This window comes from Microbulbifer pacificus (assembly GCF_033723955.1).
GTDB classification, from domain to species: Bacteria; Pseudomonadota; Gammaproteobacteria; order Pseudomonadales; family Cellvibrionaceae; genus Microbulbifer; species Microbulbifer pacificus.
This window is the reverse complement of sequence record NZ_CP137555.1, coordinates 2,780,167-2,794,701: the sequence shown is the minus strand read 5'-3', so window position 1 is coordinate 2,794,701 and position 14,535 is coordinate 2,780,167. Positions and strand designations below refer to the sequence as shown.

The following is a 14,535-nucleotide window of genomic DNA, read 5'->3' as shown; positions in this document are numbered from 1 at the left end:
TGATCAGCTACTTTCAGTATTTAGTTGATTTGGGCGAAAGTGCAAATAATTCTCAATAATTGTCTATATTTGCGCCAGCAATGAGCGGATTTCGGGCGAAAAAAAAGGCCGCACTCAGTGCGGCCTTTGCGGCGCGGATCAAACTTCCGGCAGATGCATCAATTACATCGCCAGCTGTTTTTCCCGCTCCTGTTCACTTTCTACGAAAGTGATCCACTGTTTGGCAAACTTCTCGGAGCGTTTGTCATCCAGCGCTTTCTTGAAGAACTTCAAGGAGTCGTCGTACTTCTTCAGGTTGGCGTTGGCCATACCCAGTACGATGTAGAGCTGATCCGGGCGTTTGATACCGCCCTTCTTCAGCGCTTTCGCGCCCATGTCTACGGCTTTATCGTTCTTGTCCAGGTCCAGGTAGATACCGGCCAGACGAGAGTAGATATCACCCTTGTCAGACATGCTGGCAGCTGCTTCCAGCTCGGGGATCGACTTCTGCAACTCCTGAGCCATCTGGTACGCCTGAGCCAGGGTTTCCAGATTCTTGGAGGTGCGCTCGATCTTCTTCTCCTTGATGCCCTTGTCGATGACCTTGGCACCCTTGTACGGCATTTCCGCGCCCATGTAGAGATAAGCCATGTTCAACAGCTCTTTCTCTTTCTGCAGGGCACCGGCAATGTAAGCGGCTTCCATCATGTGAAGCATATCGTCTTCACGCTTCAGTTCGCCGTACATACCTGCCAGCTGCTTGTAGTACTCCCCTTTCGGGTAGTGCTTCACCAGCTTCTCAAGGATATTGGTGACCTGCTTGTAATCGTTCTTGTCGTAGTACAAGAAACGCTGCAAGCCGTACCAGTTCTCCTTCGGCACCTTGCCTTCCTGCTCGAACATAGACACGGCCTTGTTCATATCAGCCAGTGCCTTGGCGTTGTCACCCAGCTGGTAATAAGCCTGGGCGCGCAGGGCGTAGGAGTCCGCATTGATGTTGTCGGCCACAGCAAACCACTTGTTCAGGTAGTTCACAGCCTGCTTGTAGTCTTCGGTCACGAAGTACAGCTGGGCGATGGTCAACAGGGTACCCACTTCCAGTGCTACCGGCAGGTTTTCTTCACCCTGCTCGAGCACTTTTTTGTAGTAGGTGATCGCCTGCGGATACTTCTCCATGCTGTAGTAAACGTAGCCGTAGAAGTAGTACATCTGCGCGGCTTCGTAGCCGTTCAGCTTGTCCTTGCCGGCTTCCATTTCCTTCAGCGCCGCCAGAGCACCCTGAAAGTTCTGTGCTTCCGCAGCTTCCTGTGCCTTGCCCAGGTATTTGAACGCACTCTCACGCATGGCCGGAGTCTTGCGGGTCTTCTGCTCGGCGGCTTGCGCCTGGGCAAAGGAACCGGATACGCCGACAGCTTCCAGTACGGTCACACTCACGGCCGGTGCTAGCAGCAGGGGCAGCGCTACGGACGTGCGCAGGACGAGTTTGGACAGGCCTTTCGTCACGGTCGTCATGTTCATATGCGTCCCCTATCAGTTCTTGGCCAGGTTGAAGCTGATCTTGGTTTTTACACCAGGCACTTCAATCGGCTCACCGTCAACAACCCGCGGCTTGTACTTGTACTTCAGGGCTGACTTCACGGCAGCGCTGTTGAAGATCGTGGTCGGGTTGCCGTCCAGAGTGAAGGCTTCCACCACAATCGGGTCACGTACAGAACCGTTTTTGGTCACGGTGTATTCAACAACCACCCAGCCTTCGATTCCGCGTTGCAGTGCGCGGCGCGGGTACTCCGGCTGAACCTTAACGATCGGCAGGTAGTCACCTTCGGTGGCGAAACCACCGATACCACCCACCTTCAGGTCGGCATTGGCCCTAGGCGCAGACATGTTCAATGCATTGTCCACATCCGGCTGGTCAAATTCCGGCTCCGGCATGTCGGGTGGCGGCTGCTCGGGCTCGTCAGGCTTGTCCGGCTTGCTGGTATCGTATTGGGTTTCGATCTTCTGTTCCGGCATGACGATGTCGGCAACCTTGATCTGCTCCTCTTCTTTCGGAGCTCCCAGGTTTGCCTCAATCAGCGCATGCATGGTGAAGATCAGGGCAAAAGTGGTGGCTACCGCCAGCGCACCCGCCCCAACTAGTCTTACCGGGTTCATAAGCTGTTAACTCTTCTCTGTAGCGACCGACACTTTCTCGATTCCGATCTTCCTGGCCGCGTCCGCGATCAGGGCAACCTTCTCGATACTCGCCTTTTTATCGGGCTGAATTACCAACCACCCTTTCGGGTTTTCTGCGTAGAGACGCTCCAGGGTGTTTTTCACCAGGCGGTCATCTACTTGCTCTTTGGCAATCCAGATTTCGTTGTTGTCGTTAATCGCTACCAGAATAGAGGCGGCTTTGAGTTCAGCGGTTGTCGCTTCCGGCTTAACAACATCGACGCCCGGCTCCTTGATAAAGGTCGCGGTGACGATGAAGAAGATCAGCATGATGAACACCACGTCCAGCATGGGCGTGAGGTCAATCGCTTGGCCTTCTTCTTCTGCCGTAGTCTGTTTTCTGCTCATTGCAACTCTCTCTAGCGAAATGCTAATAGCGAGATTTGGCCTCGTGGAGTTCTCACCGCACCCTAAGTGTTAGTGAAAACTCCCTGAATTGGCTAAACCTTCCGGTCTGCGGGGCCTATTCCTGAGAACAGCACCCGCACACCTTTATTGTGGTGCCGTCAGTGATCCATCGTCAGATGGTCTGCCAGCAGCTGAGTCTCACGCTGCGCGGTACGGGTGATATAGGTGTTGGCAAACACCCCAGACAGTGCGGTCACCATACCCGCCATGGTCGGGATGGTGGCCATGGATACACCACTGGCCATTTGCTTTGCATCACCACCACCGGTGATCGCGAGCACTTCGAACACGTTGATCATGCCCCATACGGTGCCCAGCAGGCCGAACAACGGCGCCAGGGCAACACAGGTCTGGATCATGTCCATATTGCTGTCGATCTTCTCGGAAACCCGGGAAACCAGCGCATGGCGGATCTGGTGGGCATTCCAGGATTTGCGCTCGGGGCGCGCTTCCCAGGTGTCCATAGCGGTCTGAACATCACGTTTCAGACCACCTTTGAAGTAAAAGATCCGCTCGAAAATCAGCGTCCACATGAAGAAGGTCAGGCCGGCGATCAGGAGTAATACTGGCCCGCCCGACGCCATAAAGGCGTTGACGGCGGCCCATGCGTCATTCAATGCGTGCATGTTGCCGCCTCCTCTTATTTACGCTCAGCGTTTTCTGCAACGATACCGGCACTCTGCTCGTCCAGAATGTGCAGGATACGCTTGGCACGGCCATTAACGATGGTGTGCAGCAGTACAGTCGGGATAGCCACGACCAGACCCAGAACGGTAGTTACCAGTGCAGAGGAGATACCGCCGGCCATTGCCTTGGGATCGCCCGCGCCGAAGATGGTGATCGCCTGGAAGGTGATGATCATACCGGTAACGGTACCCAGCAGACCCAGCAGCGGGGCTACCATGGCGATGATCTTCAGCAGGTTCAGACCGGATTCGATGGCCGGACGCTCTTTCAGCACCGCTTCTTCCATCTTCAGTTCCAGGGTCTCGCCGTCTACACCTTTGTTCTCTTCGGCCACGGCCAGAACACGACCCAGCGGGTTGTTGGTGTTCGGAGTGGAAGAGCGCAGCTGGGCGTTCACTTTGGAGTTCACACCAGACAGCACCAGCAGACGCCAGATGGCCAGCAGCAGAGCAACAACACCAACCGCGCTGATGATGTAGCCTACGATGCCACCCTGGTGCCAACGCTCGATGATGCTCGGGCTGGCGATCATGGCTTTCAGGTAAGAACCGCCGGTAGGACCAGTCGGGTCAACGCCGAAGGGGCTGAAGCCACTGGTAGCAGACTGCAGGTCAGCAGCCATGCTCAGGTACTTGCCGTCGGGCTGACGGATCAGCTCGGCCATTTTCAGGTTGTCGTTCATTTCCAGGTATTTGCCGTTGGAAACCAGGTTGAAGTTACCAACACGTACAACTTCCTGCTCGGTCTGCTCGCCATCGGGCTTGATCACAGTACCGTTGAACTTAACAACTTTGCCGGATTCCACGGTTTCACGCTGCAGTTCGTACCACAGACGCTCGATTTCCTGGATGGTCGGCAGCTTGGTCGCGGAGTTCATTTTGTCGATCAGCTGATCGAGGAACTCGGCGCGGCCCGGGTACTGGGCGGATACCAGAGAGGTGTCCAGGTTGGCGCGCAGGTCGCCAGCGGTAGAGGTCAGGTGACCGAACAGCTCTTTCAGAGAGCCGAGACGCTCGTCCAGCTGCTGACGCTTCTGCTGAACCAGCAGTTCCTGTTCTTCGTACTTCTTCTCCAGCGCCGCAGAGCGGGCTTCTTCGGAAGTACGGGTGTTTTCAGCCTGGCTCAGAAGGCCGGCCTGGTTGGCCTTTTGACGACGGAAGTCGTCTTCACGCTTTTTGTGCTCGGCGGATTCAGCGATCTTGGAGCTCTGAACCATCTTCAGCAGCTGGTCCAGGTCGGTAGCTTTGTCTTGGGCTACAGCGGAAACGCTGATCAGGCCAGCGGCAGCTACAGCCAATACGCGTTTGGCGATGGTTTTCATTGCGCAGCCTCCGGAGCCGGAATCGGCATAGTCATGATGTCGGTGGTAGCCTGTTTCTTGGCGATTTTCAGACCCTGCAGGATGGCGCGACGGTATTCGCCAGCGTCGATCTCAACCCATGCTTTCTGAGCTTTGTCGTAAGCCAGGGAGATTTTGGAGTCGGTGGTCTGAGCTACCAGTGCGATACGGCCGACCTGAAGCACGCTAACTTCACGATCCTGACCATTGACGTTCAGGGTGTCGTTGTAGGTGTCGATCTTACGCGCGTATTCGGCTTCGAAGTTGTACAGTTCCAGCACCTGACGGAATTTCTCCGCTACAGTGATATCGGAACGGTCCATATTGTTCTTCACGCCTTCGAGGTTGGCCTTACGCTCGGCCAGTTTGAAGGGGGCATCCAGTTCGATGAACTGCTCCAGGCCGTCCAGCATACGCAGGATCAGGGGCTGGATCTGACGCTCGATCACGGTTACCTGGTCGATGGACTCGTCCAGATCCTTGATCACGCTCAGCTGGTTGGCCAGCTGCTTTTCGAGCTGACGGTTGTACACGCGCAGACCGTCGATCTCTTTGTTCACTACCTTGAACTGCTGCAGCAGGTCAGAGGTTTCCTGAGCGATCTTGTCGATGCGCTTTTGAGATGCAGTTGCGGCAGCAGTTTTCTGCTCACCGACCTTCAGAACGGTATCGAGAGTATCCGCAGTGGCTACGCTACCGTACAGTGCGCCGGCAGACAGCGCAGTGGTCAGCGCCACAGCCATGAATCGCTTGGTTTTCATTAGACCCCCCAGTGGGTTCGATATTTCACAACATGGTCGCGATGAATTAGCTGCCACAACGCGGTAAATTTTGGCTTGAAGACAGCTAAGAGCCGCACATTGTAAACAGCCGATTTGATTATTCAAATGCCGATTGACTGCTCCGCCGCAGCTGTGTAGCTGGGTAACACCTTGGTAACACCCTCGGGTTTCATGCACACATTTGCGGCGGGATACGCTGTGCAACAATCGACCAAATCTACCCGAGAGGGCAAAATTTGGTCAATTTGTTTTTAAATAAACCTGTCGTACTGGACTAAGCAGTAGTTGTATTCATCCTTTTCCGAAGCCGGGTAACAATCCCGCCCGGACTCCTGCCAGGTTTTATCCAGTACCGGAAAGAAGGCGTCTCCGTCCACCTCCGCATCCACTTCCGTGACATACAAACGCCGTGCCAGCGGCATCGCCTGGCGGTAGATCTCCGCCCCGCCGATTACCATAACCTCCTCAGCACCGTCGCGCGCCGCCACCTGCTGCGCCAGCTCCAGCGCCTGCTCCAGAGATGCGGCGACGGTCACGCCCTCTGCGCTCCATGCGGAATTGCGGGTGATGACGATGTTCTGGCGCCCGGGCAGCGGGCGACCGATGGATTCAAAGGTCTTGCGCCCCATGACCACCGGTTTGCCGAGGGTGGTGCGCTTGAAAAACTGCAGGTCCCCGGAAATCCGCCAGGGCAGAGTGTTTTCACGACCGATAGCGCGGTTGCTTGCCATGGCGACGATCATTGCCAGTGGCGCCTGCTGCCCCACCATTACACTGCCACCGGCGCGGGGATGTGCGGATAGGCCTCGTAGCCGCGCAGCTCAAAGTCCTCAAAACGGAACGCGAACAGGTCTTTCACTTCCGGGTTCAGCACCATTCGCGGCAGTGGCAGGGGCTGGCGGGACAACTGCTCCTCCACCTGCTCCGCGTGATTGGAGTAGAGATGGGCATCACCAAAAGTGTGCACAAAGTCCCCGGGCTCGAGACCACACACCTGCGCCAGCATCAGCGTGAGCAGGCTGTAGGACGCAATATTGAAGGGCACACCGAGGAAGATATCCGCGCTGCGCTGGTACAACTGGCAGGACAGCTTGCCATCGGCCACGTAGAACTGGAACAGGGCATGACAGGGCGCCAACGCCATTTTTCCGGCGCGGGCATTGTCGCTCGGGGACACACCTTCATCCGGCAGATCCGCCGGATTCCAGGCGCTGACGATCAGGCGGCGGGAATCCGGACGGGTCTTGAGCTGCTGCACCAGTTCCTTGATCTGGTCGATGTGACGGCCGTCGGCGGTGGGCCAGGAGCGCCACTGGTAGCCGTAGACCGGGCCGAGTTCACCATCTTCGGTGGCCCACTCGTCCCAGATCCGCACACCGTTGTCTTTCAGGTAACCGATATTGGTATCACCCTGCAGGAACCACAGCAGCTCGTGGATGATGGAGCGCAGGTGGCACTTCTTGGTGGTGATCAGCGGGAAGCCCTCAGACAGGTCAAAGCGCATCTGGTAGCCGAACACGCTACGGGTGCCGGTGCCAGTGCGATCACTCTTGAGGGTGCCGTTGTCGCGCACGTGGCGCATCAGGTCGAGATATTGCTTCATCTATATAGGTGTTCTTGTATATCGGTATTCTGGATCCGGTTTACTTGGCGGCGCTCTTTTTCAGTTTGGCGTCGCCCTTCTTCTACTTGCCTGCACCTTTTTGGGGCTCGACGGTACCGCTATCTGCCTCCTCACCCTGACCACGCCCCTCGGGCAGCGGCTGAGTGCGGTAGCTCCAAACCAGAATAATGATGCCGGCGGCGATCATTGGCAGGCTCAGCAACTGGCCGCGGGTCAGCCAGCCGAACATCACCGGGATGCCCACATCCGGCTGGCGCACAAATTCCACCAGGAAGCGGAAGATACCGTAAAACAGGATGAACATACCGCCGACCGCCAGGCGCGGGCGCGGCTTGCTGGAGAAGATCCACAGCACCAAAAACAGCACCAGCCCCTCGAGGAAGGCTTGGTACAGCTGGGATGGGTGGCGCACCAGCTGCGCGGGATCGCGGGGGAACACCATGCCCCAGGGCACATCGGTCTCGCGGCCCCACAATTCCTGGCCGATAAAGTTGCCGATACGCCCGAGGCCGAGGCCGATTGGGACCAGCGGCGCGACAAAGTCGATCAGGGAGGGGAAGGTAGTGCCGATCTTGCGCGCGTAGAGGGTAGCCGCCACCATCACGCCAATCAGGCCACCGTGGAAACTCATGCCTCCTTCCCACACCTTGAACAGACTGAGAGGGTGCGCGATCAGTTCATGGAAGTTGTAGAAGAACATGTAACCGAGCCGGCCGCCCACCACCACACCGATGGCGCAGAACAGGATCAGGTCTTCCACTTCGGACTTGATCACCGGCGACCAGGGCTTGGCGGCCCTGCGCATGGCCAGCCACCAGGCAGCGGCGAACCCCGCCAGATACATCAGGCCGTACCAGTGGATCTTGAGCGGCCCAATGGCCAGGGCAACGGGGTTGATCTCGGGGTAAGTCAGCATGCTCAAACCACAGTTGTTCAAAGTGGGCGTTATTATGGCACTTACGATGACAAATTGACGAATACGAACTGCCATGTGCCTGCTGTTGATTGCTTACCGCCAGCACCCCCAATACCCGCTGCTATTGCTGGCCAACCGCGACGAGTTCTACCACCGCCCCACCGCACCCGCACACCCGTGGGAACAGGGCGGCATCGTCGCCGGACGGGACCTGGAGGCCGGGGGCACGTGGTTGGGCGTTGCGCCCGGGGGGCGGGTCGCGGCCGTGACCAATATCCGCGAACCGGGCATGCCCGAGCCCCCGGATGTCCTCTCCCGCGGAGAAATCCCCACCGGTTTTCTTGCCGGCAATCGCTACCCGAGCGCCTATGCGAACGCCCTGCCCGGCCAGCGCTATCGAGGCTTCAACGCGCTGCTGTTCGACCCGCTAGCAGAGCAGCCACTGGTATGTGCCGGCAACCGCCACCGCCCCTTTGCGATCACCACCGGCTTCCATGGCATCTCCAACGGCGCACCAGACGATCCCTGGCCCAAAGTAACCCGGGGCTGTGAATCACTGGCAACCCTGGTTGCGGGCCTTCCCAACCCAGTGAACGCGCAAAGCTTTGTCACGCTGTCGCTGGCACTGCTCGCTGACTCCGAACGCGCACCTCAGTCACAACTGCCGGATACAGGCGTGGGTACAGCGATGGAATCCGCACTTTCCTCCATTTTCGTGCGTGTGGAAGCGGACGACTTGAATACCCACCACCGCCCGGTCATTAGCGGCGGCTATGGCACCCGCGCCAGTACCCTGGTGACGGTGGACAACCAGGGCGCCGTGCAGCTGTGGGAACAGAGTTATACCGACGGGCGGGTCAGCGGCGCACCCCGCTATTTCCATCTGCCGCCCTCATCGCCGTCGCCATTCACCTCTACAACCTCCCTGCCCAGCTAATGTGAAGTGAAGTTCGCGCCAAGCAAATTTCGCATTTGTTGCCATACTTAATTTCACAGGCAGGCGGATGTTGAGAAACGCGCAATGCGCGCTCGAAATCCGCCTATAACAAAGGAAGGTCGCGCGGGATGCTCGACTTAGGTGCGCCGTCGATGGTGATTTTGCCGTCGGGGTTTCGGAGAGGCGCGCCGAAGGTTGGGAAGGTATGAACGATCGGGCCCCGGCTTCCGCACTGTAAACCGGCGCCCTGCAGTATCGCTGAGGTACCATGTCATATTTCATTCCAGAGCGACGTAAACGCAAATCCCCGCTGCCGGCCATTTTCCTCGGCGGCCTCTGCGCATTTGCGCTCTACTATGCCTTCAATGCCAATACACAAACGGTACCGGTACTACCGGAAAATGCCGTGCGCCCGCATCTCGTCAACTGGCTGGAAGACAACCCCGACGCATGGCCTGCCCAGGACCCGATCTTCAACCCGGTAGCGGTGCGCCGCATATACCGCCGTACCGATTACCGGCTGCTGTGGTTCGACAACTACAACCTGAGCGATACCGCCAACGACCTGCTCAAGCAGCTCACCGCTTCCAGTTCCGGCAACAGCAGCATGGTGGATTACCGCTATCACCTGGGATACTTCGACCGTACCCTGCGCGACACCCCGCAGCGCCTGCAGATGGCCGCAGTGCTGGACGTACTGCTCACCGATGCGTTCATTTCCTACGCCCAGGATACCCAGCTGGACAAGCTCAATCCGGATGGCCCGAAAAACCATCCGCGTCTGCGCGGCCGCGACATCACCCCGGTAAACCTCACCGAGGGCGGGTTCCAGATGGCCAGTGCCCGCAGTTATCCACAGGAGCAATCTCTCTACGCGGCCAACGATAGTGGGCGCCAGTACTTCCGCGGCTACAACCGTGAAACCCCGAACGCGCAGACCATCGACCGCTCCCGCTATACCACCCAGGGCAACACCTACAGCCGCGGTTCCAGCTACGGTGGCAGCTATGCGCCGCGCTATTCCACCCGTGCCTACCCGCAGAGTTACCCGCGGGTGATGCCCAATTTTCGCAGCCTGCAGGATGAGGGCTCGGGCCTCGCGCCCGCCCATGGCGAAGGTTTGCTGATCGAGGAAAACACCCCGTTTGGCGGCGACGCCCAGGCGCTGCGTGAGCAGCTGGCACGCTACCGTGACATGGCCAACAGCGGCCAGTGGCGTCCGATTCCCGCGGGCCCTGCGATGACCCTCGGCGCCAAGCACGCGAACGTCATCCACCTGCGCAATATGTTGAGCCTGTACGGCGACTATTACGGCTACGGCGGTGATTACGGCAGCAACAAGTTTGACCAGCGGCTGCACGAAGCGGTGGTGCGCTTCCAGGTCCGCCACGGCCTCAAGCCCGACGGCATCGTGGGCAAGCAGACCCGGGATCGCATGAATATCTCTCCGTCCGCGCGCGCCCACATTATCGAGACCAATATCCGCCGCCGCGAACAGCTGCCCGCGGATCTCGGCAACCGCTTCATCCAGGTGAACGTGCCCGGCTACACCCTCAACTATGTGGAGCAGGATCGGGTAAAACTGTCGATGAATGTGGTGGTGGGCAAGAAGGTGCACCAGACCCCGGAGATCAGCACCCGCGTCGCCCGTGTGGTGTTCAACCCCACATGGACCGTGCCCCGCAGTATTCTGGTGAACGAGATCCTGCCCAAGGCCCGCGCCAACCCCACGGGGATGGAAAACATGGGATACCGGGTGGTGAACGGCAGTGGCGACTATCTGCCTCTGACTTCCCAGAACCTGAAATCCGCGGCCGCCGGTGGCTTCCTGATGCGCCAGAAGGGCGGCGAGCAGAACATCCTCGGTCGGGTGAAATTCGAGATCCCCAACTCGGAGGACATCTACCTGCACGACACCCGCGCCAAGAGTCTTTTTGGGCTCACCGACCGCGACTACAGCCACGGCTGTGTGCGCCTGGCGAAACCCCGCCAGCTGGCCGAGATACTGTTGCGGGATGAACCCGGCGACTGGAGCCGCTACCGCATCGAACAGCTGACCACCGGCGATGAAACCACCGAGGTGAATATGAGCCAGAACGTGAAGGTCTATGTCACCTACTGGACCGCCTGGGTAGATGGCCAGGGACGCATGAACTTCCGCCCAGACATCTACGGCAAGGACGGACTCGCCGCCAACCAGTTCGACTGATCGCGAGTCCAGTCGCCCGCTAACCCCACTACTCTCACTGCCCCACCGCACTGCCGGGTGGAGGAACCACCCGGCAGTTATTCCGAAAACACCCGAACGCCCCTCCGCGCATACCCCAATCTTATTTGGTGCCAATCCGGTCACAAGTTACCAATTAGAAACACAGGCTTCGCCCACAGCGAGCTTGCGGAATGTTGGTATTTGTCATTGGCAGATCAGGGGTCAGAGATGGGTAACAAGCTGGGAATTCCGCTGGGTTTCAGCGCGGTCGTGATCCTGTCGCTCACCGCAGAGGCGCTGGCCGATCAGTCAGCGGGAGCGGCGACGCCACAACCATCCCCCACTGCCGACACCACTGAAACCCCTCTCAATTCCTATAGCCCCTTTACCCCCTATGGGCGCCAGTACGCGCTGATGCGTGAAGAGCTTGCCCGCTACCGCGCCCTCAGCGAGGGGGATCAGTGGCAACCGCTGCCGGAAGGACAGACTCTGGCCCCCGGCGCGCGCGACGCCCGGGTCAAGGTATTGCGCGGCCTGCTCATGCAGTACGGCGACCTGTCACTGGGGGATGACATGGCGCGTGCCGCACTTTCCGCAGACAAAACGACCGGGGAAAAAAAGGACAAATCGAACGCAGAACTCTTCGACAGCAAGGTGCGCCAAGCGGTTGAGCGATTCCAGCGCCGGCATGGACTGCGCGCCGACGGCATTGTCGACCGCACCACCCGCGAGTATCTGAACACGCCACCGGCGCGCCGCCTCGCCACACTGGAAGCCAACCTGCGGCGCTGGCAGAGGATGCCAAAGGACCTCGGTCCCCGCTACATTCTGGTCAACATTCCCGAATACACCCTGCGCCTGATGGAGGGAGAACAGGAGCAGTACCGCATGCGCGTGGTGGTTGGGCAGGCGAAGCATCCGACACCACAACTCAGCACCCGTATGACCCAAGTGGTGTTCAATCCCACCTGGACGGTGCCACGCAATATCGCGGTGCGCGAGCTGTTGCCAAAGGGCAGCGCCAATCTCAGTGCCGGTGGCTACCGGCTGGTGAACAACCGCGGTAAATCTGTCCCCTTCAGCGGCGGCAATCTGCGTGCCCTGCGCCTCGGCGGCGTGACGCTGCAACAGCGCGGCGGTGAAGGCAATGCCCTCGGGCGCTTCAAATTCATCATCCCCAACCAGCAGGCGATCTTCCTGCACGATACCCAGAGAAAAGAGCTGTTTGGCCGCAGCCAGCGCGCCTTCAGCCACGGCTGCGTGCGCCTGGAAAAACCGCTGGAACTGGCGCAGATCGTCCTCGCCAGCCAGACCTCGAAACCGGGTAAGTGGAACGACGAACGCCTGACCCGCTATACCAGCGGCACCCGCACCCGTGCGGTTACCCTCGAGCGGCCAATACCGGTACATATCGCCTACTGGACCGCGTGGGTTGATGAAGAGGGGCTACTGAATTTCCGCCCGGACATTTACGGACGCGACAGTATGGATGGCGATACGCCCACCGATGTCAGCGCCGATTTGGACTCTGGTGACGAAGAAGATCCGCGCGCCGCGGAAGAGTGAGGTACGGGGGTTTCCATGCACCATAAAACCTTGCGCCACAGAAACTGCTCCGCATTACACGGCACGCTGGGCAGCTATGCCCTTCATTTTTCGGTGATTGCCGCCCTCGGTTGCTGCGCCCTGCTACCGCTAATGGAAAGCGCGCAAGGGGCAACCCCGGTGAACCCCTCGGATGTTGTCGAAGGCACAACTACCACACCGTCTCAACCCGAGAAAAAGCCCGCGAAACAGCCCGAAGAAGAAACTGGCCTGGCCGCCCACGCCAGTGAAATCGTGGACGACCCGGATATTGCGGTAGACGCAGAAACAGACACTGACAGCGACGCAGCGGCCAAGGAAGAAGACACACCAGAATCAAAAAAGACCGACGCCGACAAAGCTGCCACTGACAAAGCTGGCACCAAAGATGCCGCAGCCAACAACAAACAAAGCGAGCCAGAACCCCCCCCAAAACCCGAAACTGCACCCAAACCAACGCCAGCGCCGGCCCCCAGCACCGCAGCCGCAAGCGAACCGGACGCGCCAATCCCGGACAAAGACCGCGCCATCGACTTCGCCACCGCCGGCAATGCCCTGCGTACACAGGCAGCGCGCTACCGCACACTCACGAACCACTGGCAGGCCATCGCCCCCGGGGCAACGCTAAAACCCGGCGACCGGAGTCCGCGGGTGGCGCAACTGCGTAAAATACTGCAGCAATACGGCGACTACATCGGGCCGCCCGGCCCACTGAAGGCAAGTGATAGCGACCACCAGCGTTTCGACGCCGGCCTGCAACTGGCAGTGGAGTCCTACCAACGCCGCCACGGCATGGAAGTCACCGGCCGCGTGAACAAGGCCACGCTTCGAGAGCTGGCGCGCCCACCGCAGGAACTGGCACGGCTGCTGGAACTGAACGCAGAGCGCTGGGACAAACTGCCCTCCGCCCCCGGTAACCGCTATATCTTTGTAAATGTGCCCGACTACCAGCTGCAGCTGGTCGACCAGCGCAAAGTGGTGCTGAGCATGAAAACCGTGGTGGGAAAAAGCAGCAAGCGCACCCCAGAGATGACCACCAAAGTGGTGTCGGTGGTGTTCAACCCCACCTGGACAGTACCTCGCAGTATTCTACTCACCGACCTGCTGCCAAAGGCGCGCAACAATCCGGAGGCCATGCACAAGCGCGGCTACCGGGTGGTGAAATACGGCACCAATACCACCACCCCCATCAGTGAGAAGAGTATCGAGAGCGCCGCCAGTGGCGAGGCCACCCTGCGCCAGATCTCCGGACCCGGCAACACCCTGGGGCGGGTGAAGTTCGTGATTCCCAACAAGCAGTCGATTTTCCTGCATGACACCCAGGCCCAGAGCCTGTTCGAGCAGCACCACAGAGCCTATAGCCACGGATGTATCCGCTTGCAGCAGCCAGAGGAGCTGGCCTATGCGCTACTCGGACCCCAGGGCTGGGACCGCACACAGGTCGCCCAGGCCACCGTCGGTGACGAATCGGTCACGATAAAGGTAGATAACCCGCCGCGATTGTTCATCACCTACTTGACCGCCTGGGTGGACGCGTTGGGGCGGGTGCAGTTCCGCCCGGACATCTACCACCGCGACCAGCGGGAACTGTGACCAGCGCGTAATCTCCGTTGGCAAACGCCTATACCGGCTTCTCTCCGGTCGCCAACGGAGTAATTTGTCCGCCCCTGGCGTCGGCGCAAATTCCCCTCCGACGATATTGAAGCCTCCCTTTTTCAATACCGACCTGCCGCTAAAGCCTTATCCACCGTAGCTTTCCGTAACAGTTGCCCCCCACAGCACCGGAAACGCCCAAATCCGAACCAGCCGGTCGCGAAAAAATAAAGTTCCAACAATGACAGCGTTGTCACCATGAA

Annotated in this window: 13 protein-coding genes; 4 read left to right on the top strand and 9 right to left on the bottom strand. The window is 59.0% G+C overall.

All coding sequences use genetic code 11. From position 1 onward, the window contains the following. Nucleotides 1-162: 162 nt before the first annotated feature. From R5R33_RS12010 to lgt, 9 genes are all read right to left on the bottom strand, one after another. On the bottom strand, nt 163-1,497 hold the full coding sequence (locus tag R5R33_RS12010) for a tetratricopeptide repeat protein (RefSeq protein ID WP_318952943.1): 1,335 nt from the start codon (nt 1,495-1,497) through the stop codon (nt 163-165). Between the two features lie 12 nt (nt 1,498-1,509). Next, nucleotides 1,510-2,133: an energy transducer TonB gene (locus R5R33_RS12005; RefSeq protein WP_318952942.1), complete on the bottom strand. Its 624-nt coding sequence runs from the start codon at nt 2,131-2,133 to the stop codon at nt 1,510-1,512. 6 nt (nt 2,134-2,139) lie between these two features. Beyond that, nucleotides 2,140-2,541 carry an ExbD/TolR family protein gene (locus tag R5R33_RS12000; protein ID WP_318952941.1) on the bottom strand — a complete coding sequence of 134 codons (402 nt, stop codon included), beginning with the start codon at nt 2,539-2,541 and terminating at the stop codon, nt 2,140-2,142. Between the two features lie 158 nt (nt 2,542-2,699). Further along, on the bottom strand, nt 2,700-3,227 hold the full coding sequence (locus R5R33_RS11995; protein WP_318952940.1) for a MotA/TolQ/ExbB proton channel family protein: 528 nt from the start codon (nt 3,225-3,227) through the stop codon (nt 2,700-2,702). Between the two features lie 14 nt (nt 3,228-3,241). Then, nucleotides 3,242-4,609, bottom strand: a complete 1,368-nt coding sequence (locus R5R33_RS11990; protein ID WP_318952939.1) for a MotA/TolQ/ExbB proton channel family protein — start codon at nt 4,607-4,609, stop codon at nt 3,242-3,244. Further along, a complete protein-coding gene (locus R5R33_RS11985) occupies nt 4,606-5,388 on the bottom strand; it encodes a DUF3450 domain-containing protein (RefSeq protein WP_318952938.1) in 783 nt (260 codons plus the stop codon). Before R5R33_RS11985 ends, R5R33_RS11990 begins: the two co-directional genes overlap by 4 nt. Before the next feature lie 272 nt (nt 5,389-5,660). Continuing rightward, nucleotides 5,661-6,179 carry a dihydrofolate reductase gene (locus tag R5R33_RS11980; RefSeq protein ID WP_318952937.1) on the bottom strand — a complete coding sequence of 173 codons (519 nt, stop codon included), beginning with the start codon at nt 6,177-6,179 and terminating at the stop codon, nt 5,661-5,663. Continuing rightward, on the bottom strand, nt 6,179-7,012 hold the full coding sequence (locus tag R5R33_RS11975; protein ID WP_318952936.1) for a thymidylate synthase: 834 nt from the start codon (nt 7,010-7,012) through the stop codon (nt 6,179-6,181). Before R5R33_RS11975 ends, R5R33_RS11980 begins: the two co-directional genes overlap by 1 nt. Nucleotides 7,013-7,094: 82 nt before the next feature. Continuing rightward, on the bottom strand, nt 7,095-7,949 hold the full coding sequence (lgt, locus tag R5R33_RS11970) for a prolipoprotein diacylglyceryl transferase (RefSeq protein WP_318952935.1): 855 nt from the start codon (nt 7,947-7,949) through the stop codon (nt 7,095-7,097). A gap of 73 nt (nt 7,950-8,022) precedes the next feature. Here lgt and R5R33_RS11965 point away from each other — a divergent pair, with 73 nt between their 5' ends. The 4 genes from R5R33_RS11965 to R5R33_RS11950 all read left to right on the top strand — a co-directional run bounded on the left by R5R33_RS11965 (nt 8,023) and on the right by R5R33_RS11950 (nt 14,272). After that, a complete protein-coding gene (locus R5R33_RS11965) occupies nt 8,023-8,886 on the top strand; it encodes an NRDE family protein (protein ID WP_318952934.1) in 864 nt (287 codons plus the stop codon). 268 nt (nt 8,887-9,154) lie between these two features. Next, on the top strand, nt 9,155-11,095 hold the full coding sequence (locus R5R33_RS11960) for a L,D-transpeptidase family protein (protein ID WP_318952933.1): 1,941 nt from the start codon (nt 9,155-9,157) through the stop codon (nt 11,093-11,095). Nucleotides 11,096-11,323: 228 nt separating this feature from the next. Continuing rightward, nucleotides 11,324-12,661, top strand: coding sequence for a L,D-transpeptidase family protein (locus R5R33_RS11955; protein WP_318952932.1), 1,338 nt, complete (start codon nt 11,324-11,326; stop codon nt 12,659-12,661). Nucleotides 12,662-12,676: 15 nt separating this feature from the next. Next, nucleotides 12,677-14,272, top strand: a complete 1,596-nt coding sequence (locus R5R33_RS11950) for a L,D-transpeptidase family protein (RefSeq protein WP_318952931.1) — start codon at nt 12,677-12,679, stop codon at nt 14,270-14,272. The last annotated feature ends 263 nt before the right edge of the window (nt 14,273-14,535 follow it).

Bases quoted from the DNA above. Each gene is read 5' to 3' on its own strand.
- R5R33_RS12010 (WP_318952943.1), bottom strand. From the start codon at position 1,497: ATGAACATGACGACCGTGACGAAAGGCCTGTCCAAACTCGTCCTGCGC.
- R5R33_RS12005 (WP_318952942.1), bottom strand. From the start codon at position 2,133: ATGAACCCGGTAAGACTAGTTGGGGCGGGTGCGCTGGCGGTAGCCACC.
- R5R33_RS12000 (WP_318952941.1), bottom strand. From the start codon at position 2,541: ATGAGCAGAAAACAGACTACGGCAGAAGAAGAAGGCCAAGCGATTGAC.
- R5R33_RS11995 (WP_318952940.1), bottom strand. From the start codon at position 3,227: ATGCACGCATTGAATGACGCATGGGCCGCCGTCAACGCCTTTATGGCG.
- R5R33_RS11990 (WP_318952939.1), bottom strand. From the start codon at position 4,609: ATGAAAACCATCGCCAAACGCGTATTGGCTGTAGCTGCCGCTGGCCTG.
- R5R33_RS11985 (WP_318952938.1), bottom strand. From the start codon at position 5,388: ATGAAAACCAAGCGATTCATGGCTGTGGCGCTGACCACTGCGCTGTCT.
- R5R33_RS11980 (WP_318952937.1), bottom strand. From the start codon at position 6,179: ATGGTGGGGCAGCAGGCGCCACTGGCAATGATCGTCGCCATGGCAAGC.
- R5R33_RS11975 (WP_318952936.1), bottom strand. From the start codon at position 7,012: ATGAAGCAATATCTCGACCTGATGCGCCACGTGCGCGACAACGGCACC.
- lgt (WP_318952935.1), bottom strand. From the start codon at position 7,949: ATGCTGACTTACCCCGAGATCAACCCCGTTGCCCTGGCCATTGGGCCG.
- R5R33_RS11965 (WP_318952934.1), top strand. From the start codon at position 8,023: ATGTGCCTGCTGTTGATTGCTTACCGCCAGCACCCCCAATACCCGCTG.
- R5R33_RS11960 (WP_318952933.1), top strand. From the start codon at position 9,155: ATGTCATATTTCATTCCAGAGCGACGTAAACGCAAATCCCCGCTGCCG.
- R5R33_RS11955 (WP_318952932.1), top strand. From the start codon at position 11,324: ATGGGTAACAAGCTGGGAATTCCGCTGGGTTTCAGCGCGGTCGTGATC.
- R5R33_RS11950 (WP_318952931.1), top strand. From the start codon at position 12,677: ATGCACCATAAAACCTTGCGCCACAGAAACTGCTCCGCATTACACGGC.